23 protein-coding genes and 3 tRNA genes are annotated in these 24,919 nt (G+C 61.8%); 15 read left to right on the top strand and 11 right to left on the bottom strand.

Annotation, left to right across the window (positions count from 1 at the left end):
* Window positions 1-16: 16 nt before the first annotated feature.
* The 3 genes from rph to ACTPOI_RS06785 all read right to left on the bottom strand — a co-directional run bounded on the left by rph (window position 17) and on the right by ACTPOI_RS06785 (window position 2,948).
* The gene (gene rph, locus ACTPOI_RS06795; protein ID WP_440107655.1) at window positions 17-760 is read right to left on the bottom strand and encodes a ribonuclease PH; all 744 of its coding nucleotides are present in this window, start codon (window positions 758-760) and stop codon (window positions 17-19) included.
* A gap of 186 nt (window positions 761-946) precedes the next feature.
* Window positions 947-1,849, bottom strand: coding sequence for a PP2C family protein-serine/threonine phosphatase (locus ACTPOI_RS06790; RefSeq protein ID WP_440107653.1), 903 nt, complete (start codon window positions 1,847-1,849; stop codon window positions 947-949).
* An 82-nt stretch (window positions 1,850-1,931) separates the two neighbouring features.
* Entirely contained in the window at window positions 1,932-2,948 is a 1,017-nt protein-coding gene (locus ACTPOI_RS06785) for a serine/threonine protein kinase (protein ID WP_069103550.1), read from the bottom strand.
* Window positions 2,949-3,020: 72 nt separating this feature from the next.
* Here ACTPOI_RS06785 and ACTPOI_RS06780 point away from each other — a divergent pair, with 72 nt between their 5' ends.
* From ACTPOI_RS06780 to ACTPOI_RS06765, 4 genes are all read left to right on the top strand, one after another.
* The gene (locus tag ACTPOI_RS06780; protein WP_440107650.1) at window positions 3,021-3,938 is read left to right on the top strand and encodes a YicC/YloC family endoribonuclease; all 918 of its coding nucleotides are present in this window, start codon (window positions 3,021-3,023) and stop codon (window positions 3,936-3,938) included.
* Window positions 3,939-3,973: 35 nt separating this feature from the next.
* Window positions 3,974-4,594 (top strand): guanylate kinase, encoded by a 621-nt coding sequence (gene gmk, locus ACTPOI_RS06775; protein WP_440107648.1) that lies wholly within the window; start codon window positions 3,974-3,976, stop codon window positions 4,592-4,594.
* A 17-nt stretch (window positions 4,595-4,611) separates the two neighbouring features.
* On the top strand, window positions 4,612-4,815 hold the full coding sequence (gene rpoZ / locus ACTPOI_RS06770; protein WP_069103553.1) for a DNA-directed RNA polymerase subunit omega: 204 nt from the start codon (window positions 4,612-4,614) through the stop codon (window positions 4,813-4,815).
* Between the two features lie 100 nt (window positions 4,816-4,915).
* On the top strand, window positions 4,916-7,201 hold the full coding sequence (locus tag ACTPOI_RS06765; protein ID WP_440107646.1) for a RelA/SpoT family protein: 2,286 nt from the start codon (window positions 4,916-4,918) through the stop codon (window positions 7,199-7,201).
* Window positions 7,202-7,246: 45 nt separating this feature from the next.
* Here ACTPOI_RS06765 and greB read toward each other — a convergent pair whose 3' ends face one another.
* From greB to hrcA, 4 genes are all read right to left on the bottom strand, one after another.
* Window positions 7,247-7,813 carry a transcription elongation factor GreB gene (gene greB / locus ACTPOI_RS06760; RefSeq protein ID WP_440107644.1) on the bottom strand — a complete coding sequence of 189 codons (567 nt, stop codon included), beginning with the start codon at window positions 7,811-7,813 and terminating at the stop codon, window positions 7,247-7,249.
* Window positions 7,814-8,253: 440 nt separating this feature from the next.
* Window positions 8,254-8,330, bottom strand: a tRNA-Arg gene (locus ACTPOI_RS06755).
* Window positions 8,331-8,510: 180 nt separating this feature from the next.
* Window positions 8,511-8,587 (bottom strand) — tRNA-Ile (locus ACTPOI_RS06750).
* A gap of 50 nt (window positions 8,588-8,637) precedes the next feature.
* The gene (gene hrcA / locus ACTPOI_RS06745; protein ID WP_291520096.1) at window positions 8,638-9,642 is read right to left on the bottom strand and encodes a heat-inducible transcriptional repressor HrcA; all 1,005 of its coding nucleotides are present in this window, start codon (window positions 9,640-9,642) and stop codon (window positions 8,638-8,640) included.
* A gap of 168 nt (window positions 9,643-9,810) precedes the next feature.
* On the opposite strand from hrcA, the gene ACTPOI_RS06740 reads away from it, so the two are divergent.
* Genes ACTPOI_RS06740 through rapZ form a run of 3 tightly spaced genes read left to right on the top strand, consistent with a single transcriptional unit; the run spans window position 9,811 to window position 13,242 of the window.
* Window positions 9,811-10,707, top strand: coding sequence for an NAD kinase (locus ACTPOI_RS06740; RefSeq protein ID WP_440107641.1), 897 nt, complete (start codon window positions 9,811-9,813; stop codon window positions 10,705-10,707).
* Between the two features lie 2 nt (window positions 10,708-10,709).
* Window positions 10,710-12,377 (top strand): DNA repair protein RecN, encoded by a 1,668-nt coding sequence (gene recN / locus ACTPOI_RS06735; protein WP_440107639.1) that lies wholly within the window; start codon window positions 10,710-10,712, stop codon window positions 12,375-12,377.
* Between the two features lies 1 nt (window position 12,378).
* On the top strand, window positions 12,379-13,242 hold the full coding sequence (gene rapZ, locus ACTPOI_RS06730; RefSeq protein WP_440107637.1) for an RNase adapter RapZ: 864 nt from the start codon (window positions 12,379-12,381) through the stop codon (window positions 13,240-13,242).
* A 10-nt stretch (window positions 13,243-13,252) separates the two neighbouring features.
* Here the strand turns inward: rapZ and mutY are convergent, their stop codons facing one another.
* The 3 genes from mutY to mutM all read right to left on the bottom strand — a co-directional run bounded on the left by mutY (window position 13,253) and on the right by mutM (window position 17,211).
* Entirely contained in the window at window positions 13,253-14,329 is a 1,077-nt protein-coding gene (gene mutY, locus ACTPOI_RS06725) for an A/G-specific adenine glycosylase (RefSeq protein WP_440107635.1), read from the bottom strand.
* Complete coding sequence (locus ACTPOI_RS06720; RefSeq protein ID WP_440107633.1) at window positions 14,326-16,290, bottom strand: dynamin family protein; 1,965 nt, start codon at window positions 16,288-16,290, stop codon at window positions 14,326-14,328. Before ACTPOI_RS06720 ends, mutY begins: the two co-directional genes overlap by 4 nt.
* Before the next feature lie 105 nt (window positions 16,291-16,395).
* Window positions 16,396-17,211 carry a bifunctional DNA-formamidopyrimidine glycosylase/DNA-(apurinic or apyrimidinic site) lyase gene (gene mutM / locus ACTPOI_RS06715; protein ID WP_440107631.1) on the bottom strand — a complete coding sequence of 272 codons (816 nt, stop codon included), beginning with the start codon at window positions 17,209-17,211 and terminating at the stop codon, window positions 16,396-16,398.
* Between the two features lie 47 nt (window positions 17,212-17,258).
* Here mutM and ACTPOI_RS06710 point away from each other — a divergent pair, with 47 nt between their 5' ends.
* The 7 genes from ACTPOI_RS06710 to pth all read left to right on the top strand — a co-directional run bounded on the left by ACTPOI_RS06710 (window position 17,259) and on the right by pth (window position 23,259).
* A complete protein-coding gene (locus tag ACTPOI_RS06710; RefSeq protein WP_440108281.1) occupies window positions 17,259-19,016 on the top strand; it encodes a tetratricopeptide repeat protein in 1,758 nt (585 codons plus the stop codon).
* A 98-nt stretch (window positions 19,017-19,114) separates the two neighbouring features.
* Window positions 19,115-19,567: a lipoprotein insertase outer membrane protein LolB gene (locus tag ACTPOI_RS06705; RefSeq protein ID WP_440107629.1), complete on the top strand. Its 453-nt coding sequence runs from the start codon at window positions 19,115-19,117 to the stop codon at window positions 19,565-19,567.
* A gap of 38 nt (window positions 19,568-19,605) precedes the next feature.
* Window positions 19,606-20,463 carry a 4-(cytidine 5'-diphospho)-2-C-methyl-D-erythritol kinase gene (ispE, locus tag ACTPOI_RS06700; protein ID WP_440107627.1) on the top strand — a complete coding sequence of 286 codons (858 nt, stop codon included), beginning with the start codon at window positions 19,606-19,608 and terminating at the stop codon, window positions 20,461-20,463.
* A gap of 30 nt (window positions 20,464-20,493) precedes the next feature.
* Window positions 20,494-20,570: transfer RNA gene (locus ACTPOI_RS06695), tRNA-Gln, on the top strand.
* Between the two features lie 46 nt (window positions 20,571-20,616).
* Entirely contained in the window at window positions 20,617-21,591 is a 975-nt protein-coding gene (locus ACTPOI_RS06690; RefSeq protein ID WP_069103566.1) for a ribose-phosphate pyrophosphokinase, read from the top strand.
* A 161-nt stretch (window positions 21,592-21,752) separates the two neighbouring features.
* Window positions 21,753-22,388 carry a 50S ribosomal protein L25/general stress protein Ctc gene (locus ACTPOI_RS06685; RefSeq protein WP_440107624.1) on the top strand — a complete coding sequence of 212 codons (636 nt, stop codon included), beginning with the start codon at window positions 21,753-21,755 and terminating at the stop codon, window positions 22,386-22,388.
* A 250-nt stretch (window positions 22,389-22,638) separates the two neighbouring features.
* The gene (pth, locus tag ACTPOI_RS06680) at window positions 22,639-23,259 is read left to right on the top strand and encodes an aminoacyl-tRNA hydrolase (RefSeq protein ID WP_440107622.1); all 621 of its coding nucleotides are present in this window, start codon (window positions 22,639-22,641) and stop codon (window positions 23,257-23,259) included.
* Between the two features lie 219 nt (window positions 23,260-23,478).
* On the opposite strand, the gene ACTPOI_RS06675 is transcribed toward pth, so the two are convergent.
* Window positions 23,479-23,742, bottom strand: a complete 264-nt coding sequence (locus ACTPOI_RS06675) for a YfhL family 4Fe-4S dicluster ferredoxin (protein ID WP_440107620.1) — start codon at window positions 23,740-23,742, stop codon at window positions 23,479-23,481.
* Between the two features lie 196 nt (window positions 23,743-23,938).
* Between ACTPOI_RS06675 and ACTPOI_RS06670 the strand changes: the two genes are divergently transcribed.
* Entirely contained in the window at window positions 23,939-24,901 is a 963-nt protein-coding gene (locus tag ACTPOI_RS06670; RefSeq protein WP_440107618.1) for an ABC transporter permease, read from the top strand.
* Window positions 24,902-24,919: the final 18 nt, after the last annotated feature.

Below are 24,919 nucleotides of genomic sequence, written 5' to 3'. Positions count from 1 at the left end.
ATTATTTTTATAGCATTCAGGATGACTGAACCAGGGCCTTACGCTGCAGCTCCACCAGCTCGGCAATGCCCTTTTCGGCAAGACCCAGCAACTGGTCCATCTCGCGGCGCGAAAACGCAGCACCTTCGGCCGTGCCCTGCACTTCCACGTAGTGGCCCGCGCCCGTCATCACCACGTTCATGTCGGTATCGCAGCCCACGTCTTCCACGTATTCCAGGTCGAGCACTGGCGTGCCCTGGACAATGCCGACCGAGATGGCGGCCACGGGCTGCAGCAACGGCGTCTGCGTGATCTTGCCCGCCGCCAGCAAGCCCGCCACCGCATCATGCGCCGCCACCCAGGCCCCGGTGATGGCGGCCGTGCGGGTGCCACCGTCGGCCTGGATCACGTCGCAGTCGAGCTGGATGGTGCGCTCGCCCAGCAGCTTGAGGTCGAACACCGCGCGCAGCGACCGGCCGATCAGACGCTGGATTTCCTGCGTACGCCCGCTTTGCTTGCCACGTGCGGCCTCGCGGTCGCTGCGGGTGTGGGTGGCGCGCGGAAGCATGCCGTATTCGGCCGTTACCCAGCCTTCACCGCTGCCGCGCTTGTGCGGTGGCACGCGCTCTTCCACCGAAGCCGTGCACAGCACCTTGGTGTTACCGAATTCGATGAGCACCGAACCTTCGGCATGCATCGTGTAATGCCGCGTGATGCGCACGGCGCGCAGGGCGTCCAGGGGGCGATTGGCGGGTCGGGTGAAAGGGACAGGGGTGTTCACGGATGTGGACGCTGTTGGGCGCAAATGAGCAGATAAGAAGGGAGGGCGCGGGTTCCATCCAAATACGGGCAGTGGAACGCAGCGGGTGGGCCAGCAAACCGGTTCTGGCTCGGATCACCAAAAATGCAGAGCTAACCGACGCGGCGCCCGGGTGCGCGAACAGCCGCGACGGTTGGCCCGTGGGACTCAGGCCTTGCGCGCAGCGGACCGGCGAATGGCTTCGTTGATTTCCGCAATCGATCGCTCGATCGCAGCATCGTCGAGGTCGTCCACCAGGCCATCGAGCGGCCCCGCCTGGATGGTGGATGCAAACACGTCGTCACTGATGCTGTCGGTGGAGACCCCTTGCGTGGACTCGAACGCATCGGGCGTTTCCCACTCCAGGGCGACCACGGTCACGTTGTCACTGCTGTCACCCGCCACGCGCAGGGCATCCTCGACGAGATCCGGAACAGCGTGCGATACCGAATTGCGCGACAGCTGCTTGGCAATGTCTTCATCGCTGAGCGTGCCCCACAGGCCGTCAGAGCACAGCAAAATGCGGTCGCCCTGCTCCAGGTACACGGGCCCCGTGATGTCGTAGATGGGCTTGGTGGGCGAGCCCAGGCAGGTGAACAGCACATTGCGGTTGATGCGGTCCAGGCCCGGCGGCGGCGCATTGCGCAGCTCCATATACGAATGGTCGCGCGTGCGCGTGAGCAGCTCGCCATCGCGCACCATGTACAGGCGCGAGTCCCCGCAGTGGATCCAGGTGGCCGTGCCGGATTGCAGCACCGCAGCCACCAGCGTGGTGCGTGGCGTGTCGAGCATTCCGCGGTCGGTGGCGTAGCGCAGGATCTGGTGGTGGGCGGCCAGCAACGCACCCGACAGAAACTCCTGCACGTCTTTCAGCTGGGGCTTGGCCTCGCGCTGGAAAAGCGCCGAGATGGTCTGCAGGGCAATCTGCGCCGCAACTTCCCCCTCGGGGTGGCCGCCCATGCCGTCAGCCAGCACAAAAAGACCTGATTCGCGCGTGTAGCAATAGCCCATGCGGTCTTCGTTCTTCTCGCGCCCGCCGCGGCGGCTGATCTGGAATACGGAGAATTTCATAGCGGCTCACGCCCACAGGCATGCCCCAAAGGCACTGTCAATGAACACATGCCTGGCCCCACCCGATCAGCATGATGCGGGTTCATCGGGGCTTGGCTCCGATTCCGGTGGCTTCGCCCACCTTTTGTACGTTCTTCTTGGTGTCTGACACCAACGTGTCGAGCTGCAAGCGCATCTTCTCGGCCACGGTGAGCTTGGTGTAACGGCGCTCGCCTTCGCGGCTGAGTTCTTTTTGCAGCGCAAACACCGACTGCGGGCGCGACAGCGGGTCCAGGGCCATGCACCACTCGACCACCTCGATCAGGTTGTCGGAGTAAACGCCGCGCAGCTTGGTGAGCGCGAGCGAAAGGCGGTCCTTTTCGACGCGCTGCGGTGCTTCATTGGGCGGAAAGCCCTGCATGCAGGCGTAAATGCAGGCGCCAATCGCATAAATGTCCGTCCAAGGGCCCATCTGCGAATCGCGCCGGTACATCTCGGGCGCTGCAAAGCCGGGGGTGTACATCGGCCGGATGAAATTGCCTTCCTTGGACAGCACCTCGCGCGCAGCGCCGAAGTCGATCATCACGGCCTTGTTGTCGTCGGTGATGAAGATGTTGGCGGGCTTGATATCAAGGTGCAGCATCTTGTGCTGGTGCACGATGCGCAGCCCGCGCAAGACCTCGTCGAACAGCGAGCGGATGGTGGACTCCCGGAAGACCTTCTGGGTCTTCAGGTCGCGCGCGGTGATGATGAAATCCTGCAGGGTCGCGCCCTCCAGGTAGTTCATCACCATGTAGACGGTTTCGTTCTCGCGAAAGAAGTTGAGCACGCTCACCACGGAGGCATGCGAGATTTGCGCGAGGGAGCGCCCCTCTTCAAAAAAGCTCTTGAGACCGAGGCGGTACAGGGACAGCTTTTCGGACGGGACTTTGGGCAGGAGCTCGCCGGGTGCGCGGGTGGCCAGCGAGGACGGAAGGTATTCCTTGATCGCGACCTGCTGGCCTTCGCTGTCGATGGCCAGATACACCACGCCAAAGCCCCCGGAGGACACCCGGCGAACCACGCGGTATCCACCGATGAGGGTGTCGGGCGGCAGGGGCGCCGGCTTGATTTTTGACATATTTTGCGAAGATGACTCGGCTGTGGGGCGGAACCCGGATAATCGCCGGATCCCAGCTACATCAAAAGTCTAATGCCAGTTTACAGCATGACCGGATACGCCAGCGTACAGCACGGCGCGTCTGCCGCTGGCTCGGAAACCGATGCCCGCACGCCCGGTTCACGCCGGCTCGGGCTGGAAATCCGCTCGGTCAACAGCCGGTTTCTGGACCTCTCTTTCCGCCTTCCCGACGAGCTCCGCGCGATGGAGCCAGCCCTGCGCAGCCTGCTGACGGCCCAGCTCAAGCGCGGCAAGGTGGAGGTGCGCGCAGCCATCGAAAGCGATGACAGCAACGCGCTGCAAGACCCGCCTGCGCGCGTGCTGCAGCGGCTCAATTCGCTCCAGGACTCCGTACGCTCCTGGCTGCCCAGCGCCGCCCCGCTGTCGGTGGCCGACGCATTGCGCCTGTGCGCCAACGCCCAGACTGGCACCGAAGACTGGAGCGCGGCAGTGCCCGCACTGGCACAGGAGGCACTCGATGCCCTGATTTCTGCCCGCGAGCGTGAAGGCAAACGCCTGGCGGTCATGCTGCTGGACCGTGTCAAACAGTTGCGCGCCCTGGCGCAGCAGGCCACGCCGATGATCCCCCTGCTGGTCGAACAGCAGCGCCTGCGCTTCATGGAGCGCTGGAAAGAAGCCATGGCCCTGACCGACGGCACCACCCTGCCCGAGGCCGCCCGCGACCGTGCGCTGACTGAAGCCACGGCCTTCGCCATCCGCATCGATGTGGCTGAAGAGATTACCCGGCTGGATTCGCACCTGGACGAAATCGAGCGGCTGCTGAAAAAGGGCGGAGAAGTCGGCAAACGCCTGGACTTCCTGATCCAGGAACTGCACCGCGAGGCCAACACATTGGGCTCCAAGTCGGCAGCGCTGGACCTCACGCGTGTAAGCGTCGACATGAAGGTGCTGATCGAACAGATGCGCGAACAAGTGCAAAACATCGAATAAGCTCACCTTTTGATAGCGAACAGCGCATATTCCATATGGACTATCCCGGAAATCTTATCGTAGTGGCAGCCCCCAGCGGCGCTGGCAAATCCAGCCTCGTGAAGGCATTGCTGGAACTCGACTCGCACGTTCACCTGTCGATCTCGCACACTACGCGTGCACCTCGCGGCCAGGAAAAGCATGGGCGCGACTACTACTTTGCGTCGCAGTCCGAGTTCGACGCCATGATTGAAGGCGGCGCATTTGTGGAGTGGGCGCTGGTGCACGGCAACCGCTACGGCACATCCAAAAAAGCCATCGAGGAGCGCATCGCACAGGGGTCCGACGTGATCCTGGAGATCGACTTCCAGGGCGCCCTGCAGATCCGCAAGGCATTTGCCAACGCCATCCTGGTGTTCATCCTGCCGCCGAGCTGGGAAGAACTGCGCTCCCGTCTTGAGCGCCGCGGCGAGGACTCACCCGAAGTGATTGAAGTACGCCTGAAGAACGCTGCCACCGAGATGGCACAGGTCGCGAAATTCGACTTCGTTATAATCAACGAGTTGTTTGAGCGCGCCCTTTTCGATCTGAAAGCGGTAGTCCACGCCCAGCGACTCAAGTACGCCGCCCAGCGCCGCGCCCGAGCCGACACCTTTCAGTCGCTCAATATCACCTGAATCCCCGGAGTAAGACGATGGCACGCATCACTGTAGAAGACTGTCTGGAAAAAATCCCCAACCGCTTTCAGCTGGTGCTGGCGGCCACCTACCGTGCCCGCATGCTGAGCCAGGGCCACGCCCCGCGCATCGAAAGCCGCAACAAGCCTGCCGTGACCGCCCTGCGCGAGATCGCTGATGGCAAAGTGGGCTTGGAGATGCTCAAGAAGGTTCCGGGTTGAAGCTTTCCCGGGCAGGCACGTCCCCAAAAATGGCACCGCGCATGCGGTGCTTTTTTTTGCCCAACGTCGGGCAAATCCTCTTGCGCGCTACATTTAGGGTATGAACGCGGTGCTCCACTCACCCTCGGCCACACCGCCGCGCCCCGGCGAATCTGCAGCGCCGGCCAGCGGCAGCCTGTCTGCGGCGGCCGCTGCCGCCAATGCGGCAGCTGCGAGCTTTGCGGCGCTGACGGACAGCCTCGATTATCTGGACGCGGCCAGCATCGAGCAGGTGCGCCAGGCATACCGCTTTGCAGACGAGGCGCACCTGGGGCAGTTGCGCAGCAGCGGCGAACCCTACATCACCCACCCGATTGCAGTCGCTGCGCAATGCGCCACCTGGAAGCTTGATGCGCAGGCCCTGATGGCCGCCCTGCTCCACGACGCCATGGAAGACTGCGGCGTCACCAAGGCTGACCTGATTGACCGCTTTGGACTGCCCGTGGCAGAGCTGGTGGATGGACTGACCAAGCTCGACAAGCTGCAGTTCAACACGCGCGAAGAGAACCAGGCCGAGTCGTTCCGCAAGATGCTGCTGGCCATGGCCCGTGACGTGCGCGTGATCCTGATCAAGCTGGCCGACCGCACCCACAACATGCGCACGCTGTCGGATATGCCGCGCAGCAAGTGGGGACGCATCTCGTCGGAAACGCTGGAAATCTATGCACCCATCGCCCACCGGTTGGGGCTGAACCAGACCTACCGGGAACTGCAGGACCTCGCCTTCCGCCACCTGCACCCCTGGCGGTACGCCACGCTGTACAAGGCCGTCAACAAGTCGCGCAACCGCAGGCGCGATCTGGTTCAAAAGGTGCAGGCCGAGGTCGATGCCGCCTTCTCCAAGATCGGCATGAAGGTCCGCTTGGCCGGACGGGAAAAAACGCTCTACGCCATCTACCAGAAGATGGATCACAAACACCTGAGCTTTGCCCAGGTGACCGACATCTACGGCTTTCGCGTCATCGTTCCCACCGTGACCGACTGCTACACGGCCATGGGCGTGCTGCACCAGATGTACAAGCCGGTGCCGGGCAAGTTCAAGGACCACATCGCCATTGCCAAGCTCAATGGCTACCAGTCTTTGCACACCACGCTGGTCGGCCCTTCGGGCGTGAACATCGAGTTCCAGATGCGCACCGACGAGATGCATGTCATCGCTGAGGCCGGCGTGGCGGCGCACTGGCTCTACAAGGCGCAAGATGCGGACGGGACGTCTGCCGAACGGCTGGGCACCAAATGGCTGCAGTCGCTGCTTGATATCCAGAATGAGACGCGTGACGCAGCCGAGTTCTGGGACCACGTGAAGGTGGACCTCTTCCCGGACGCGGTCTACGTCTTCACACCCAAGAGCCAGATCATGGCGTTGCCGCGCGGCGCGACGGTGGTGGATTTCGCCTATGCCATCCATAGCAACGTGGGTGACCGCACTACGGCTGCGAAGATCAACAACGAGCAGGTGCCGTTGCGCACGGAGCTCAAGAACGGCGACGTGGTGGAAGTGATCACCGCACCGGTGTCCACGCCCAATCCGGCCTGGCTGGGCTTTGTGCGCACCGGACGGGCGCGATCAAAAATCCGCCACTACCTCAAGACGCTGGCACAGGCCGAATCCGAAGGCCTGGGAGAAAAGCTGCTGACGCAGGCCATTCGCGCTGAAGGCATGGAACAGCTTCCGCCCGTGAATACCGAGACGCAACCGATGTGGGAGAAGCTTCTGCGGTTCACCGGAAACCGGACGCGCAGCGAGCTGATGACCGATCTGGGCCTGGGCAAGCGCATTGCCAGCATCGTCGCGAAGAGGCTGATGGTGCTGATGGCCGAGCATGGCTACCGCCCCGACGCCCTTCTGCTGAGCCGTGAGCGGTATACGTCGCATGAAAACGTCTCTCAAGGCGCGGTCACGCTGGACGGCAGCGAAAACGCATCGGTCCAGTACGCCACCTGCTGTCGCCCGGTGCCCGGTGACAGCATCGTCGGCTACCTCGGCCGCGGCGAAGGTCTGGTGGTGCACAACGCGCACTGCGGCGTGGCGAAACGCCTGCAACACAAGGACAGCGAACGGTTCATTGCAGTGGACTGGTCAGACGAACCGACCCGCATGTTCGAAACGGGCGTCGTGGTAACCGTTAAAAACGGCAAAGGCGTACTGGCCCGCGTGGCTGCAGAGCTTGCCAGCTCGGAGTCGGACATTACCCATGTCGACATGGACGACGAGGTCGCCCTCGACACCATCGATCTGCGCTTCATCGTGGCCGTTCGCGACCAGAATCATCTGGAACTGGCGTTGCGAAACCTCCGCCGTACGGCCGCCGTCATCCGTGCCGTGCGACTGACTCCACAGGCCTGAGCACACCCGGGCGACTGAAAGCTCGAGACACTCGCGTCAACGATCCTACCCCAGCGATCCTTGGGGCGCCGGATATTGGACGTCCGTCACTTCAAGATGCCTTGTGCCTCCCGGAGTCGGAAGCGCCACCTCATCACCAATTCGCGCCTTGAACAACGCCCTCGCCACCGGAGCGATCCAGCTGACCTGAGAAGCTGCGCTGTCGGCCTCGTCGATGCCCATGATGGTGATCGTGCGCTCCACACCACCGTCTTCGCAATAGGTCACAGTTGCACCAAAGAAAATCTGGTCACTGCCGTGATGTACGGATGGGTCAACCACCTCCGCGATCTCCAGGCGCTTCGTCAGAAACCGGATACGCCGGTCGATCTCTCGCAGGCGCTTCTTGCCGTAAAGATAGTCTCCGTTCTCTGACCGGTCCCCGTTGCTCGCGGCCCAGTGGACGGTCTCAACAATTTTGGGGCGCTCTTCATCGATCAGATGAAAAAGCTCATCTCGCAATGTGCGATAGCCCGTGGGGGTGATGTAGTTCTTGCCACCGGGCGGAGAGGGCAAGATCGTCTCGCCGTCATCGTCCTCGGCTTCCGACTCTTTTGTGAACGCTTTGCTCAAGTGGCTACCTCCGGCGTGCATCGTAATAGGGGGCCCATAACAGCACCCCCACTGACACGGACCCTTCGGGTGGCGATCCGCCGCATCTACTGCGCCGGATGTGGCGGAGGATCCTGGACAGGCGGCCGAGCCGGGCCCGGCACCGGATCTCCCACGGGAGGCGCGGGAAGCCAGATGGGTGGATCGTCACCCAGCGGAAACGGGGGCACGGGTGCAGGAGCAGGCACGGAATTTTGCATGGGGCGGACCACCTAAGGAACAGGAGGACCAAGCTAATCCAAGACACGCGGTCCCCATGCAGGCGCCGGGCTTGCGGCTTTATAGGACGCAGAGCAATTGAACCGCTTGGAACTTCAAGAGCCACCCCTTTGTGAACCAGCTTTTAACCGAATCAGAAAAGGAAAAAGCCCTGAGTCTTTTCAGACTCAGGGCTTACCTGTTGGTGCGGCTGGCAGGAATCGAACCCACGACCCCTTGGTTCGTAGCCAAGTACTCTATCCAGCTGAGCTACAGCCGCCAAGCTTTGAATTATAGCATGCTTTTTTGAGGCGACCCTAAAAAAAGCAGTTTGTGGTTTCCGAACCTTACGTTCATCTGCACACTGCGCCGCATTCAAGCGATTGCCTAGATTCTAACGCCATCCCGAACCCGAAAAATCCGGAACATCTGCCAAAACCAAAAAATGCCCGCGAGCCACTGGTAGGGCGTGTTGGACTTGAACCAACGACCAAAGGATTATGAGTCCTCTGCTCTAACCAACTGAGCTAACGCCCCAAGCCTGTGCTCATCGAGCACCGCTGCAGACACCGCGGGATTGTAGGGCCTTACTTGCGATGGCTTAGCGCGTTTGAGACCAGCTTGGACGTGATATCGACAATCTGGATCATGCGGTCATAGGGCATGCGAGTAGGGCCAATCACGCCAAGCGTCCCCACCACTGTGCCGTCCACCTCGTAGGGCGCACTCACGATCGACAGCTCTTCAAAGGGCACTACCTGGCTTTCGCCGCCAATGTAGATCCGCACACCCTCTGCCTGGCTGGAAATATCAAGCAGGCGAAGGATCTGGGTTTTTTGCTCGAAGAGGTCGAAGGCTCGGCGCAGGTTACCCATATCACTGGAAAAGTCGCTCACCGCAAGCAGATTCCGCTCGCCGGAGATCACCACATCACCCTGCTCCTGGGACATGGCCTCGGTCCCCACGTTCACAGCGGCCTGCATCAAGGACGCTATTTCGCCGCGTAGAAGATCGACCTCTGACTTGAGCCGCTCGCGGACCTGCTCCATGGCCATGCCTGCATAGTGCGCGTTCAGGAAGTTGGACGCCTCGATCAGCTGGGACTGCGAGTGATCCACATCGGTGAAGATCACCCTGTTTTGCACATCGCCTTCTGGAGAAACGATGATCACCAGGAAGCGGCGCTCAGAAAGACGCAGAAACTCGATATGCCGAAAGACCGACGCGCGACGAGGCGCCATGACCACGCCGACGAATTGTGAAAGACTCGACAGCAGATGAGCCGCATTGGCGATCACCTTTTGTGGCTGCTCTGGCGCTATCTGTGGCGGGCTCAAGCCGTCGCGCTGCACCGTGAGCATGGTGTCGACGAAAAGCCGATACCCGCGGGCTGTCGGAATGCGGCCCGCCGAGGTGTGGGGGCTGGCTATAAGCCCCAATTCCTCGAGATCGGCCATGACGTTACGGATGGTCGCAGGAGAGAGGTCGAGCCCCGATGCACGCGACAACGTGCGCGACCCTACGGGCTGGCCGTCGGCAATGTAGCGCTCAACAAGCGCTTTCAGCAACAACTTGGCACGGTCATCGAGCATGGGGTAATTTTAAGGTTGTAATGCCCAGTGGGCCCTGCAAGCATCTCATGGGAGGGTGGCCAGTTCCGCGGTGCGTAGACAAAGCCCTGCCGGGCTATGCCTTCAGACCTCACGCCACTCTTTCCCGGATACGGACGCCCGTCATCCGCTTAGTGTTGTAATTTATTGATGACAACCAATTTCCGCCATGTTGCACTGATCGGCAAGTACCAGGCTTCCAGCTCGGGGCTATCCGGCGACACCGCATGCCAGGCTCTTTCCGGTATTGCCGCTTTTCTCACACGCCAAGGGTGTACGGTGTCTGTCGAATCGGGTACCGCCGCCAGCACAGGGCTCGACCAGTATCCATCGCTTTCTGTTGACGACATCGGTGCGCACTGCGATCTGGGTCTGGTCGTCGGCGGTGATGGCACGATGCTCGGTATCGGGCGGCAACTGGCGAGGCACGGCACGCCACTGATTGGCATTAACCAAGGCAGACTGGGCTTCATCACGGATATCCCTCTGGACGCGTACGAGCACACTTTGACGCCGATGCTGCATGGGGAGTACGAAGAAGACTTGCGCCCCCTCATGCATGCTCGGGTGGTGCGCGACGAACGCGTGGTTTTTGAAGCATTGGCCATGAACGATGTCGTGGTGAACCGCGGTGCGACGTCCGGCATGGTGGAGCTTCGGGTCGAGGTGGGCGGCCAGCTGGTGGCGAACCAGCGGGCCGATGGATTGATCATCGCGTCTCCCACCGGATCCACAGCCTATGCGCTTTCAGCAGGGGGGCCCATGCTGCATCCGTCAATCCCAGGGTGGGTTCTGGTGCCTATCGCCCCGCACACCTTGTCCAACCGCCCCATTGTGCTGGCAGACGCCAATGAAGTGGCTGTAGAGGTGGTCAGCGGACGTGACGTCAGCGCCAACTTCGATATGCAGTCGCTGGCATCGCTGCTGCACGGCGACCGCATTCTCGTCAAACGGTCGGAACACTGCGTGCGCTTTCTGCATCCACAGGGCTGGAATTATTTCGCGACACTGCGAAAAAAATTGCGCTGGAACGAAGGAGGTTCCTGACCATGGGTTTGAGGCGGATCACATTGCGGGATTTCGTTATCGTTGAGTCTCTTGAGCTGGAACTGAGCGGCGGTTTCACCGTCCTTACCGGTGAAACCGGCGCAGGCAAATCCATTTTGATTGATGCGGTGCAACTGGTGCTGGGGGCCCGTTCGGACGCTGGAGTTGTACGGGAGGGCGCAGCGCGGGCGGAAATTGCAGCTGAGTTCGAGTGCACAACCCATGTGCAGCCATGGCTCGAAGAGGCCGGAATTGCGGTCGAGGACACGTTGCTCTTGCGTCGGAGTGTAGACACGCAAGGGAAGAGCCGGGCATGGATCAACGGTACGCCCGCAACCGCCACGCAGCTGCGCGCACTGGGCGACCTGTTGCTGGACATCCATGGGCAGCATGCCTGGCAAAGCCTGACCAAAGCGGAGTCGGTCCGCGGTCTGTTGGACGCGTTTGCTGGTGCCGATGCCACCGCGACATCCAGACTGTGGGCGCAGTGGCGCGCCGACCAGAAGGCATTGCTCCACGCCAGGCAGGCTCAGGCTACCCTGCAGCAGGAGCGCGACCGTCTGCAGTGGCAGATCGGGGAACTCGACAAACTCGCCCCCGCCGAGAGCGAATGGGAAGACCTGGATGCGCAGCACAAACGCCTGTCGCACGCCCAGGCGCTGCTGCAGGCTGCTGAGACATCCCTCCAGGCCCTTGAGGAGGACGAGACCGGCGCCTTGGCAAGCCTGACCCGCGCGCAGAGCCACCTGCGGGATCAGGAGCACGTTGAGCCCGACTTTGTGGGCTACGGAGACATTTTGTCGTCCTGCATCGCTCAGGCAAGCGATGTCGCCCACTCGCTGCAGCTGTATTTGCGCCGCGCCGATATCGACCCCGACCGACTGGCTGAACTGGACGCGAGGCTATCGCTGTGGATGTCCATGGCCCGCAGGTACAAACGTACGCCAGCAGAGCTGCCGTCGCTCCTGGAAGGCTGGAAACAGGAACTCCACAAGCTTGACGCAGCGGCCAATCTTGACGCTCTTGAGAAAGCCGAGGCTGCCAGCGCAGCGGGTTATCAGAAAGCCGCACGCGCGCTATCACTGGTGCGCACCAAGGCGGCGCCGCGGTTGTCCGCAGCCATCACCCAGGCTATGCAGGGACTGGGAATGACAGGGGGTAAATTTGAGGTGACGCTGTCCAGACTGGCAGAGCCAGCGCCCCACGGCGCGGATGAAGTGACTTTTCTGGTGGCAGGCCACCCCGGCATGACACCCAAGCCGATAGGGAAGGTGGCATCCGGAGGCGAGCTTTCGCGGATTTCACTGGCCATCGCTGTGACTACCTCCCAGCTAGGAGTAGCGCCCACATTGATCTTCGACGAGGTCGATTCAGGCGTTGGCGGAGCGGTGGCAGAAACGGTGGGGCGGCTGATGCAACAACTCGGCCGGGACCGCCAGGTCCTGGCAGTCACCCACCTCCCGCAGGTGGCGGCGTGTGCAAACCACCATTTGCGCGTCTCAAAAAGCAGCAGTGGGCAGGGAACCACCAGTACGGTCCGTCCCGTCAGCGATGAAAGCCGGGTGAACGAAATCGCCAGGATGCTGGGGGGCGAGCGCTCCACGGAAACCACCATTGCGCATGCGCGCGAAATGCTGACGGGCGCAGCGCAGCCTCAAGGGGTTCCGTGACATGGCTTTGGAAATCGTCCTCGTCACTGGCATGTCCGGCTCTGGCAAGTCCGTCGCGCTGCATGCACTGGAAGACGCCGGCTATTACTGCGTAGACAACCTGCCGCCCGAGCTCCTGCCTGCCTTTGTCGCGCTGGAGCACAGGCACCACGGAAACCGACTGGCCATCGCGATGGACGTGCGCAGCGCCACTTCCCTCCATCAGGTGCCTCAGGCGCTTCAACGCATGCGCAGCCAGGGCATCGCTGTTCAATCGATCTTTCTCGATGCAACGATCGACACCCTGGTGCGAAGATTTTCCGAAACGAGGCGCAGGCACCCGCTATCGCACGATGATCTCCAACAAGGCCGCCGCGCGCTGGTCCAGATCATTCAGCTTGAGAGAGAGTTGCTGGCCGAACTGAGGGAGCAATCCCACGTCATCGATACCAGCACGATCCGCGCGTCCCAATTGCAGAGCTACGTCAAGAAGCTTATGACGGTTTCCACAGGCCAGCTCACGCTGGTCTTTCAGTCATTTGCCTTCAAACGTGGCATCCCGATGGACGCGGATTACGTCTTTGACGTAAGGATGCTGCCGAACCCGCACTACGAAACCGCACTGCGCGAGCAGACCGGGCTGGACGAAGCGGTACAGCATTATCTGGAGCAACAACCGGATGTGTTGCTGATGCAGCAGCACATCGAACAATTCCTTGGACACTGGCTCGACATGCTCGACCGAAATCACCGCAGCTATGTCACCGTCGCCATCGGATGCACTGGCGGGCAACACCGGTCGGTGTACTTGGTGGAGCGCATCGCCGCAGCCTTTGGCGATCGCTGGACTGCGCTCAAGCGCCACCGCGAACTCGATGGACGATGACAGAATAAAACTACAGCAGCCCCTGCTGGCGCGTGTCGTATAGCAGCTTGCGAATCGGCGCCGGCAGGCCGATACCCGACCATTGGGCTTCGCCGAACCAGGCCCCTTCGGCACCGTTGGTGACGGCGAGATCGCCACTTGCAACCACCGCATGAAGATGCAGGTCGCGATGCGTCAGGATGTGCAGCGACGCCGGGAGTTCCCAGGTGCGTACATCGGCGACACCAGCAGCGAGAGGGGCGAGGAACTCATCAAGCTGCTGGCGGCCAGGAAATACCGGCACGCAGTGCATTCCCGCCCATATCCCTGACGGCGGACGACGCTCCAGCCACACCCTCGTATCGGCGCTCAACAAGACCAAAAGCCACCAAGACTCAGCCCTCCGAATGAGCTTGCGCGTCTTGACGGGATACTTCTCAGGATTGCGCTGCGCAAAGGCAGAGCATGTGTCCGCAAGCGGGCAGCGATCACAACGGGGTGCCTTGGGGGTGCAGATTGTCGCCCCCAAATCCATCAGCCCTTGCGTGTAGCGAGGCATCGTCAGGGTGAGGTCAGTCGACGGAAGCAGTTCGGTTGCACGGTCCCAGAGCAGGTTTTCGTTACGACTCACAGCCAGATCGTTACCGAAGGCCAGCAGGCGCGTGAGGACCCGCCGTACGTTGGCGTCGAGGATCGCAGTGCGTTCTGAAAAGCAGAATGCCGCGATGGCGCCCGCCGTGGACCTTCCGATGCCCGGAAGCGTCATGAGCAATTCGGCAGTCTGGGGAAACGCGCCGCCATGTTGCTCAACCACCGCTCTAGCACATTTGTGAAGATTGCGGGCTCTGCTGTAGTAACCCAGACCGCTCCACAGACCCATCACTGCGTCTTGGTCGGCAGCAGCAAGCGCTGCCACATCCGGAAACCGCGCCAGGAAGCGTGCGTAGTAGTCAAGCACCGTGGCCACCTGGGTTTGCTGCAGCATGATCTCGGAGAGCCACACCCGGTAGGGGTCCCTCATTTGCTGCCACGGCAAGTGGTTTCTGCCGTGCTGCTCCTGCCACGCCACCACTTTTGCGGCAACGTCGCCACCCGTGACCACGGTCATGTGGGAATGGGGGTCTCAGCCGGGTGCATGTTTTCCGGAACAACCGGGAGCGCAATGAGCTGGCCCGTCAACTCTTGCAACCGGCGCTCCAGAAGTACGAGCTCACTCTCGCCCGCTTCAATTTCCGAGATCCTCTCTACCAGGCCGCTGGCAGCCTGCTGGATACGGTCCACCGCTTCAATGCGGCGCGCAAAGCTTTTGCGCCGTTCGCGCAGCTGTGCGTCGAGCTGGGCTGTGGCAGATTTGCTCCACAGTTCAAGGTCGTTCGCAGCGGATTCATACACCGTGCGAAGACGCATGGCCAGGGCACGGACCAGCCGCTCGGCAAATTCCGGTTGCGCGAGCTTCAGGGCATTCCCGAGTCCGAGGTACTGCAGATGGCTTTGCTCGATCTGGTTCAAATCCTGGGCGAAATGCTCGAGCTGGGGCGCGGGTGGAACCTGCAGGGAGAAACCAAACTCGGCATTGAGCTGCCGGAAAGTTCCGCCCAGCATCGCCTGGATCTCGGTGCCGGAAGCCTGGGCCTTGTCCATGGTGCTGCGCAGCTTGTCAAAGGTGTCCACGTAGATTTGCTTGACACCGAGCTTGAGCCCTTTCTTCTGAAGGGACTGAGCCAGATCGGCGAGTTCCGCCTTGAGGGCCTTGGCGCCCAGTTGCTGGAACACATCGCGCAACAGTTTCAGGTGCACGGCGCGGACGGCCTGGATCTTGGCGGTGCTGAGGTCAAACTCGCGCTGCTCCTGCTCGATGCGGTGCCGCATGGACTCGATGACCGAGGCGTTCTTGCCGCGCAGCGAGCGAAGCTCGGCCATCTGGTCGTCAAGATCGCGGCGGCGGATATTGATGACACGGGCTGTCTCGGTGCGCAAGCTGGCTACACCGTTGGCAACTGCAGCCCTCAAAATGGCCTGACGCCGACCCATGATCCCCTGGGCCAGCACCTCTTCCAGTACCGGAAGGCCGCTGCTTTCCAGTAAAACATCGTCCGCCGTGATTTTGGCGACCAGGCCTTTCTGAGCCGATACCGGAACCACCCGCTCGATCGGCACCCCCAGCATTTCCGCGGACGTGATGCGCTGACGCTGCATCTGCGCATGCACCTGCTCGGCGGAATTCAGCGTATCCCACAACGTGTCGATCTTGTTCAAAACAACAAGCCGGCCATCCATGCTCTCGGGTTCCATGGCCAGATGCTCGCGCCAGATCGCGAGATCAGAGCGAGTCACACCGGTATCTGCGCCAAGGATGAATACGACCGCATGCGCCTGAGGTATCAGGTTGACTGTGAGTTCAGGCTCTGCGCCCACTGCATTCAGGCCCGGCGTATCAAGAATGACGAGCCCCTGCTTGAGCAAAGGGTGCGGTATGTTGATGATGGCGTGGCGCCACATGGGCACTTCCACCAGCCCTTGCGCATCCGGCACCGGGTTCTCATCGGTAAGGTCGTCATGCCAGAAACCCAGTGCACGTGCACTGTCCAGCGAAACCTTGCGGACCTCAGCGACCTTTTCCAGCGCTTTCGCAATCTGGTCGGCGTCGGCCACATCCAGCGGAATTTCCTGCCAGCGGTCGCGCTTGGTGCGCCATTCGGCAAGGCTCTGCATCTGCAGCCGTGTCTCGATCGGAAGCAGGCGCAGCGATGGCGCGACACCCACCTCGTAGCCGAGCTCGGTCGGGCACATGGTCGTGCGGCCTGCGCTGGCCGGCATGATGCGGCGTCCGTACCCGGCAAAGAAGATGGCGTTGATCAACTCCGACTTGCCGCGGGAAAACTCAGCGACAAAAGCAACCATGACCTTGTCACTGCGAACCTGGTCTTCAAGCCGTTGAAGCCGTTCCTGCAGAGCCGCATCCATGAGCTCATGGGAGGACATCCATTCAGCCAGCCGCTTGAGCTGCTGGGCGAACTCGCGCCGCCACATGCCGTGCTGATCGAACTGTTCGTTGAATGAAGGGCCCACTTTGCTCCCGGAGGTCTAGGTCATGCCCCAAAAGCAGGCACCTACAAAATATAGCATCGACCGCCCCGAACAAGGCGCAGCCGGGACAAACCATGCTCCCATGGTTCACGCACGCTGGCAGACCGGGCAGAAAAACGTACTGCGCTGGCCCTGACGCAGCATGCGTATGGGGGCATTGCATGCGTGGCACGGTTCACCCTCCCTGCCGTAGACACGCGTCTGAGTTTGAAAGTGACCAGCAGCGCCATCGGCGCTTGAGAAATCTCGCAGCGTGGTGCCGCCCATCTCTACCGCACGAGTCAGCACACTGATGATGGCCTCGTACAGGCGGCGCACCCGCTCGGGTCCGATCCTCGCAGCAGGAGTGGTCGGTCGGATGCCCGCGAGAAAGAGCACTTCAGACGCGTAGATGTTGCCGACACCCACAACCACCCGACCACTGAGCAAAAGGGTCTTGATAGGCACGCGGCTTGACTTGAGGCCCGCTTGAAACAGTGGAAGGAAAAAGGTGTCTGCCAGCGGCTCCATGCCCAGCCCGCCCAGCAGCTTGACCGCCACCGCATCCAACTCGCTAACGGCATAGACCACCGCTCCAAACCGGCGCGGATCGTGCAGGCGCAGGGTGCCCTTGTCGGTGACCAACTCAAAATGGTCATGCACGCCCGCGTCGGGCAACTGATCGCCAAAGCGGATGCTGCCGGACATGCCGAGATGGATGAGCAGCATCCCATTGCTCAGGTCCATCAGCAGATACTTTCCGCGGCGGCGCAGGCCAAGGACCTGCCGCCCTGCCAGCGACGCCGGGTCGCACCCCAGCGGCCAGCGCAGCGGTTTTCCCATGCGGACCGTTTCGCTCCGGGCCCCGGTGACGGCCTGCACCAGGCTGCGCCGCGTTACTTCCACTTCCGGCAACTCAGGCATACAAAGACCCACGGATCGCGTTGAAAAGCTTCGATTATTATGGGTTGATGGCGTTACCACACAGCTTTCGGAATGCCGTCCTTGTGACGGTTGCAGCGGTCGTTTCTTACCCCGCGCTCGCGCAGACAGGAGGCCGTGTCCGCACTCCCGAGCCGCCGCCCCGTGCCGTAGAGAGTTCGGCACTCGACGCAGAACTGTTTTACGAAATTTTTCTGGGCGAGGTCAGCAGCCGCTCTGGCGACCCCGGAGCGGGATATGCATTCATGCTGGAGGCTGCGCGGCGCAGCGGAGATGGGCGGCTGTATCAGCGCGCTGCCGACATTGCGCTGCAGTCTCGTTCGGGCGAATACGCCCTGGCTGCAGCCCGCGCATGGAAAGAGGCGCTCCCCGATTCGCGCGAAGCCAACCGATACGTTCTGCAGATTCTGATCGCGCTGAACCGTGTTGGCGAAACGCAGGATCTCCTGCGCCAGGAGCTGGCCCAGTCATCACCCAAGTCAAAGATGACACTGCTTGCGGCGTTGCCCCAGATGTTCGGACGCGCAAGCGACAAGGTGCTGGCAGCGAAAGTCGTCGAAGGAGCGCTTGCGAGCGAGCTCGCGCACCCCGCAAACGGACCCGTCGCCTGGACAAGTATCGGACGGCTGCGACTGGCTGCAGGGGACAAGCAGGGTGCTCTGGACGCTGCTCGGAGAGCCCAGGGTCTCGACAAAGCGAGCGAAAGCGCGGCCCAGCTTGCGCTGGAATTGCTTGATGAAAACGTGGCCGAAGCCGAGCCACTGGTTTCCCAGATGCTGGCAAGCCCGAACACACCCGAACTGCACATGGCGTATGCGCGAGTGTTGCTTGGCCTGCAAAGGTATTCGGAAGCCGGCAAGCAGGTCGAGCTGGTCACGCGGAACCACCCGGATGTGCCAGAAGCATGGCTGATACAGGCCACGCTGCAACTCCAGGAGAACCGTGTCCCCGAAGCCGAGGCTTCTGCCAAACGGCTGATGGAGACGCTGGCTGGCGCGGGCAATGCAGAGATTCGCCAACGCGGCCTGACACAGGCCTATCTTCTGCAGGCGCAGATTGCAGAAAAAAAGGGCGACTTCGCCGCAGCGGAGTCCTGGCTGGGCCGGATCGAAAACGTGAGCGAAGTCTTCAGCGCCCAGAGCCGCCGCGCGTCGTTGCTGGCCCGCCAGGGCAAGGTCGCACAGGCCAGGGAGCTACTGCGCACACTACCGGCATCGACCGAACAGGACAGGCGCATGAAACTCATGGCCGAGGTCCAGCTGCTGCGGGACCTGCGTCTGTATGAAGAAGCGTACAAGGTGCAAGTGGAACTGGTGGCCCTGTCCCCCACCGATACTGAGCTGGTGTATGACCAAGCCATGCTGGCTGAAAAAACGGGCAGGGTTGAACTCATGGAACAGTTGCTGCGCCAGGTGATCGCCCGCAAGCCCGACCACCACCACGCGTACAACGCGCTCGGCTATTCGCTGGCCGAGCGCGGACAGCGCCTTCCGGAAGCCAAGCAACTCATCGTGAAGGCGCTGGAGCTGGCGCCCGGCGACCCGTTCATTACCGACAGCCTCGGTTGGGTCGAGTTCCGCATGGGCAACAAGGCTGAAGCAAAACGCCATCTGGAAGCTGCGTACGCCAAGCGGCCGGATGTCGAGATCGCGGCCCACTTGGGCGAAGTGCTTTGGAGCCTTGGCGACCGGGAGGCTGCCCTCCGCATCTGGAGGGAAGGCCAGCGGCTGGCGCCCGATAACGACGTGCTCAAGGAGACGCTGCAGCGGCTGGGGGCAAAGCTTTGACCGGTGCGTACTACCTGTCTCGCGGTGGGTGGGACGGCCATTCACTACCCAGCGTTCGCGGTACAGCACGGCGCCTTATTGTCGTTTCGTTCATTGCGATGCTTTCCCTGGTGGTTACTGGCTGTGCGTCACGGGCTCCTGCAATCGCTTCCGATACGAACTTCTGGACCGGCAGGCTCGCCCTTCAGGTGGAAGGTCGCGACGCGCAGTCGTTTTCGGCGCTGTTCGAATTGCGGGGCGATGATCAGCGCGGAGAGCTGGTGTTGCTGAGCCCCCTGGGCAACCGGGTGGCGCAACTGACGTGGACAGATGGGCGGGCAGAACTGGTGAGCAGCGAGGGACGCAGAAGCTCCAGCTCGCTGGACACATTGGTCGAAGACGTTGCCGGCACCCCGGTGCCGATCGCGGCGCTGTTCGAGTGGCTTAAGGGGCGCCCCATGGCCGTACCAGGGTGGGAAGCCGACCTCTCTGCGTCTGCCGAAGGGCGCGTGACCGCAAGGCGTCACTCGCCACCGCCGGCTGCAAGCCTGCGCATTGCACTGACCCGTTAAACCCTGCTCCCAACGCATCCGCAGGATGCCCTACTGCAATGCAATCCCTGTACGACGTGCCCGCGCCGGCCAAACTCAACCTGTTCCTGCACATCACGGGGCGCAGGCCCGATGGCTACCACCTGCTGCAATCCGTCTTCATGCTGGTCGATTGGGCCGACACACTGCATTTCGAGCGCCGCAAAGACGGCCTTATCACCCGCGAAGACCTCAGCTGGGCTCTGCCTCAGGACGACCTGACCGTACGCGCCGCCCAGGCCCTGCGCCAGGCAACGGGTTGCGGCGAAGGAGCACACATTGGCATCCACAAGAGCGTGCCTGCGCAGGCAGGAATGGGCGGCGGCTCATCGGATGCAGCCAGCACCTTGCTGGCGCTCAACCGTTTGTGGAATCTGGGACTCACGCTCCCGCAACTGGAAAAGCTCGGGCTGAGGCTCGGTGCCGACGTGCCGTTTTTTTTACGCGGCCACAACGCCTGGGTCGAGGGAATTGGTGAGACAATCACTCCGCTTGAGAATGCACACGCGTTGCCGAATGCACGGTTCGCAGTAGTGAAACCGGTAGCCGGACTGGATACGAAATCGATTTTTTCGCACCCGGATCTAAAACGCGATTCAGATAGTGCTACAATCTTAGGCTTTGCTGCAGCACACTTTGACTTCGGTCGAAACGATCTGCAACCAGTCGCAGAAGCCCTCTGCCCCGAGGTATCGGAAGCCCTGAGATGGCTCGGTTCCCGCGGAATGCAAGGCAGGATGACTGGTTCGGGAAGTGCGGTGTTTGCGCAAATGCAACATGCAGCTGATCTCAGCGGAGCCCCCGAGGGCTGGCAGATCAGGTCATGTGAAAATCTGGTGATTCATCCTCTGGCAGGGTGGGCAGCAGAAGAAAATTAAGGTTGGTTGCCTTCGGCAATCGACCTGTGTAGGGGAGTCGCCAAGCTGGTTAAGGCACCGGATTTTGATTCCGGCATGCGAAGGTTCGAATCCTTCTTCCCCTGCCAAATTCTTTTCGCACACGGGCTTTTTTTCAGACCTGCTGGGACGCTCATGCAAGCCAACCACCCCGACTTCATGGTTTTCACCGGCAATGCCAATCCAGGCATGGCAGCTGAAATTGCCCAACACCTCGGTACCTCTCTGGGTGCTGCCGACGTGGGTCGCTTCTCGGACGGTGAAGTCACCGTCGAAATCAAGCAAAACGTGCGTGCCCGTGACGTTTTCGTTGTGCAGTCCACCTGCGCACCGACCAACGAAAACCTCATGGAACTGCTGATCATGGTCGATGCGCTCAAGCGTGCATCGGCGGAACGCATCAGCGCCGTGATCCCCTACTTTGGCTATGCCCGCCAGGATCGCCGCCCCCGCTCCACGCGCGTGCCCATCACCGCCAAGGTGGTGGCCAACATGCTTCAGGCCGTAGGCGTGGCCCGCGTGCTGACGATGGACCTGCACGCCGACCAGATCCAGGGCTTTTTCGACATTCCCGTAGACAACATCTACGCCTCGCCGGTGTTGCTGGGTGACCTGCGCCAGAAGAACTACGAAGACCTGATCGTGGTGTCGCCCGACGTGGGCGGTGTGGTGCGCGCCCGCGCGCTGGCCAAGCAGCTCAATTGCGACCTCGCCATCATCGACAAGCGCCGCCCCAAGGCCAACGTGTCGGAAGTGATGCACGTCATCGGCGAGATCGAAGGCCGCAACTGCGTGATCATGGATGACATGATCGACACCGCCGGCACGCTGGTGAAGGCCGCCGAGGTGCTCAAGGAACGCGGTGCCAAGAAGGTGTACGCATATTGCACGCACCCTATTTTTTCCGGTCCCGCCATCGAGCGCATCGCCCAGGGCTCTGCACTCGACGAAGTGGTCGTGACCAACACCATCCCGCTGAGCGACAACGCCCGGGGATGCACCAAGATTCGCCAGCTCTCCGTGGCACCGCTGATCGCCGAAACGATCCAGCGCATTGCCAAGGGTGAGTCGGTGATGAGTCTGTTCTCGGACCAGGACAACCTGTTCTGACACTGCTCCGCAAGGAGCGTGTCGGCCGGATTGCACGCAGGCCTCCTTCGGGAGGCTTGTCTGTTCGGGAACATCACGCAGGCCTGCCGCCGTTTTGGGCAAGCAGGCTTTTTTAAATCGGGGTCGGACTGGTCGCGGTCGATCCCATTCAGGAGCTAACCATGAACTTCGTCGCTTTTGAGCGCGCCAAGCAGGGTACGGGTGCGAGCCGCCGTCTGCGCAATTCGGGCAAGACGCCTGGCATCGTGTATGGCGGTTCTGCCGAACCCCAGCTGATCGAGGTGGACCACAACGCACTGTGGCACGCCCTCAAGAAGGAAGCTTTCCATTCCAGCGTGCTGGACATGGAAGTGGCCGGCACCACCAGCAAGGTTCTGCTGCGTGACGTGCAATACCACCCCTACAAGCAACTGGTGCTGCACATCGACTTCCAGCGCGTGGACGAGAAGACCAAGCTGCACATGAAGGTGCCACTGCACTTCTCCGGTGCTGAAGAATCGCCCGCCGCAAAGGTGGACAACTGCATGGTCAACCCCGTCGTGAACGAACTCGACGTGACCTGCATGCCTTCGGACCTGCCTGAATTCATCGCTGTGGACCTGTCCAAGCTGGAAAAGGGCAGCTCGCTGCACCTCAAGGACATCAAGCTGCCCAAGGGCGTTACGCCCAAGGTCCGCGGTGGCCAGAACAACAACCCCGTGCTGGTGTCCGTCGTGCCTCCAGTCGTGGTCGTCGAGACCCCCGTGGCCGCTGCACCTGCTGCCGACGCCAAGGGCAAGGGCAAGGGCAAGAAGTAATCTGCGCCCGCAGGGCACGCCGGCACTGCCGGTGTGCTGCCGGTTCACCGCAAGGAGAACCGGCGCTTCACCCGAAACGGCTCACGCAAGTGGGCCGTTTCTGTTTGCGCCGTCGAATCACGCCGCCCACGATGGCATGCATCGCACCTTGCCGCCCGCTCGACCGGGCAACTGCCAGGGAAACCGATAGCTCGCTCGCGGTGTCTGCCGACCCGGGTACGCATACCTTCACACACAGATAATCCGTCGCATGATCAAGCTGTTTGTTGGCCTGGGAAACCCCGGCCCCGATTACGAGGCAACGCGGCACAACGCGGGTTTCTGGTGGATTGATGCGCTGGCACGCGAACTGAAGACGACGCTGGTGCCCGAGCGCAGCTACCACGGGCTGGTGGCGCGCACCACGGTGCATGGGCAAAGCGTGTGGCTGCTAGAGCCACAGACCTTCATGAACCTGTCGGGCAAGTCAGTGGCTTCGCTGGCGCGGTTTTTCAAGATCCTGCCGGAAGAAATCCTGGTCGTGCACGATGAACTGGACATCGAGCCGGGCCAGGTCAAGCTCAAGAAGGGCGGCAGCCACGCGGGCCACAACGGCCTGCGCGACATCCATGGGCAACTGGGCTCGCCCGACTACTGGCGGCTGCGCATTGGCATCGGGCACCCGGGCGTGAAGAGCGAGGTCGCCAACTGGGTGCTGAAAAAGCCCTCACCCGACCAGCGCACCCTGATCGAGGACAGCATCGCGCACTCGCTCAAGGCATGTCCGGCCCTGCTGGCTGGCGAAATGGACAAGGCCACGCTGCTGATTCACACCACCAAGCCGCCAAGGCCCAAGCCGCCGCGGCCAGAAGCTGCCCCGACTCTGGGTTGATGCAACACGCTGCCTCTCACCGGGCTGGTTGCTGCAAATGGCCCGAACCCCCTATTGCTACACATTTCATAGCAATACAGGCAAATAAACTGTGGGCTTGTGGCCATTTTGGCCATTTTGGCCATTTTGGCCCAAAAATAGTCAAAAAACATGGTGGTGGCGCCCTGGAGAGACAGGGATCGCCAGCCACGCTGCCCGCGGGCAGCGATCTTCCCCCTGCTACGCCGAACCCTGCACCTTGGGCTGCAGGCGCTGAAACTTCTGCCACAGCGTCTCGCGGCTTTCCACGTGGGCCGGGTTGACGGGGATGCAGGCCACGGGGCAGACCTGCACGCACTGCGGTTCGTCGAAATGGCCCACGCACTCGGTGCACTTTGACGGGTTGATCTCATAGATCTCCTGCCCGAGGTAGATCGCATCGTTCGGGCATTCGGGCTCGCAGACATCACAGTTGATGCACTCGTCGGTGATCATCAGCGCCATGTCGTTCCTTCGTGCGCAGGCGTGCCGGCGATGGTGGTGCAGGGCGGGAGGGTCCTCATGCACCGTATTATCTGCCGCGGCAGTCTGCACGCCGAAGGCCAAACAGCAACACAACACCGCTGGCGGGGTGTTTTCCCGTTATGCTGTGTATACACATTAATTTTCGGCGTCCTCTCCTTCACACGTACCGGCATCCATGGGCTTGTTCTTCCTCAAACGGTTCATCACCTTGGTGGCAACCTTGGTCGGCGCATCCATCGTCGTGTTTCTGGTGCTGGAGATCCTGCCCGGCAACGCGGCGCAGATCCTCATGGGGCCGGATGCCGCGCCCGAAGCCGTCGCAGCCCTTGCGACCAAGCTGGGGCTGGACCAGCCCGCCGGCCTGCGCTACTGGCAGTGGGTGAGCGGCCTGGTGGTGGGCAACATGGGCGACAGCTATGCCTACAGCTCGCCGGTGGCCGAACTGGTGCTGGAGCGCCTGGCCGTCACCGTACCGCTGGCACTGATGGCCATGGCCATTACCACTGTGCTGGCACTGGCAGCGGGCGTGTATGCGGCGTCACGCCACAACCGGCTGGGCGATGTCGGCGTGATGGGTCTCGCGCAGATCGGCATTGCCATCCCCAACTTCTGGTTCGCCATCCTGTTGATCCTGCTGTTTTCGGTAAAGCTGCAGTGGTTCTCTGCGGGCGGCTTTCCGGGCTGGACAGAAGACGCAGGGGGTGGCCCGCTGGTAGCCATCCAGGCTCTGCTGTTGCCCGCCATTGCGCTGGCCGTGGTGCAGGCTGCCATCCTGGCACGCATCACCCGCTCGGCTGTGCTGGAGGTGCTGCGCGAGGACTTTGTGCGCACTGCCCGGGCCAAGGGCCTGTCGCAGCGCGCGGCGATGTGGGGCCATGTGCTGCGCAACGCCATGATTCCCGTGGTCACCGTGATGGGCTTGCAGTTTGCCAACCTGCTGGCGGGCACCATCGTGGTGGAAAACGTGTTCTATCTGCCGGGCCTGGGCCGGCTCATCTTCCAGTCGATCTCCAACCGTGACCTGATCGTGGTGCGCAACTGCGTGATGCTGCTGGCCGCCATGGTGGTCATCGTGAACTTCGTGGTGGACATCCTTTACGCGGTGATAGACCCCCGCGTCAAAGCCAGCGATATCTGAACACTGCCAGCCACTGCC

It is taken from the genome of Acidovorax sp. BL-A-41-H1 (genome assembly GCF_051942715.1).
Note: the sequence above shows the minus strand (reverse complement) of the source record. Positions and strands in the feature narration are given on the sequence as shown.

Coding starts and splice junctions, on each gene's coding strand:
- ACTPOI_RS06685 (WP_440107624.1), top strand. CDS start 21,753: ATGAACTTCGTCGCTTTTGAGCGCGCCAAGCAGGGTACGGGTGCGAGC.
- ACTPOI_RS06785 (WP_069103550.1), bottom strand. CDS start 2,948: ATGTCAAAAATCAAGCCGGCGCCCCTGCCGCCCGACACCCTCATCGGT.
- mutY (WP_440107635.1), bottom strand. CDS start 14,329: ATGACCGTGGTCACGGGTGGCGACGTTGCCGCAAAAGTGGTGGCGTGG.
- ispE (WP_440107627.1), top strand. CDS start 19,606: ATGCAATCCCTGTACGACGTGCCCGCGCCGGCCAAACTCAACCTGTTC.
- mutM (WP_440107631.1), bottom strand. CDS start 17,211: ATGCCTGAGTTGCCGGAAGTGGAAGTAACGCGGCGCAGCCTGGTGCAG.
- hrcA (WP_291520096.1), bottom strand. CDS start 9,642: ATGCTCGATGACCGTGCCAAGTTGTTGCTGAAAGCGCTTGTTGAGCGC.
- pth (WP_440107622.1), top strand. CDS start 22,639: ATGATCAAGCTGTTTGTTGGCCTGGGAAACCCCGGCCCCGATTACGAG.
- gmk (WP_440107648.1), top strand. CDS start 3,974: ATGGACTATCCCGGAAATCTTATCGTAGTGGCAGCCCCCAGCGGCGCT.
- rpoZ (WP_069103553.1), top strand. CDS start 4,612: ATGGCACGCATCACTGTAGAAGACTGTCTGGAAAAAATCCCCAACCGC.
- recN (WP_440107639.1), top strand. CDS start 10,710: ATGGGTTTGAGGCGGATCACATTGCGGGATTTCGTTATCGTTGAGTCT.
- ACTPOI_RS06710 (WP_440108281.1), top strand. CDS start 17,259: ATGGCGTTACCACACAGCTTTCGGAATGCCGTCCTTGTGACGGTTGCA.
- ACTPOI_RS06690 (WP_069103566.1), top strand. CDS start 20,617: ATGCAAGCCAACCACCCCGACTTCATGGTTTTCACCGGCAATGCCAAT.
- ACTPOI_RS06670 (WP_440107618.1), top strand. CDS start 23,939: ATGGGCTTGTTCTTCCTCAAACGGTTCATCACCTTGGTGGCAACCTTG.
- ACTPOI_RS06740 (WP_440107641.1), top strand. CDS start 9,811: ATGACAACCAATTTCCGCCATGTTGCACTGATCGGCAAGTACCAGGCT.
- ACTPOI_RS06780 (WP_440107650.1), top strand. CDS start 3,021: ATGCCAGTTTACAGCATGACCGGATACGCCAGCGTACAGCACGGCGCG.
- ACTPOI_RS06790 (WP_440107653.1), bottom strand. CDS start 1,849: ATGAAATTCTCCGTATTCCAGATCAGCCGCCGCGGCGGGCGCGAGAAG.
- ACTPOI_RS06675 (WP_440107620.1), bottom strand. CDS start 23,742: ATGGCGCTGATGATCACCGACGAGTGCATCAACTGTGATGTCTGCGAG.
- ACTPOI_RS06705 (WP_440107629.1), top strand. CDS start 19,115: ATGCTTTCCCTGGTGGTTACTGGCTGTGCGTCACGGGCTCCTGCAATC.
- rapZ (WP_440107637.1), top strand. CDS start 12,379: ATGGCTTTGGAAATCGTCCTCGTCACTGGCATGTCCGGCTCTGGCAAG.
- ACTPOI_RS06765 (WP_440107646.1), top strand. CDS start 4,916: ATGAACGCGGTGCTCCACTCACCCTCGGCCACACCGCCGCGCCCCGGC.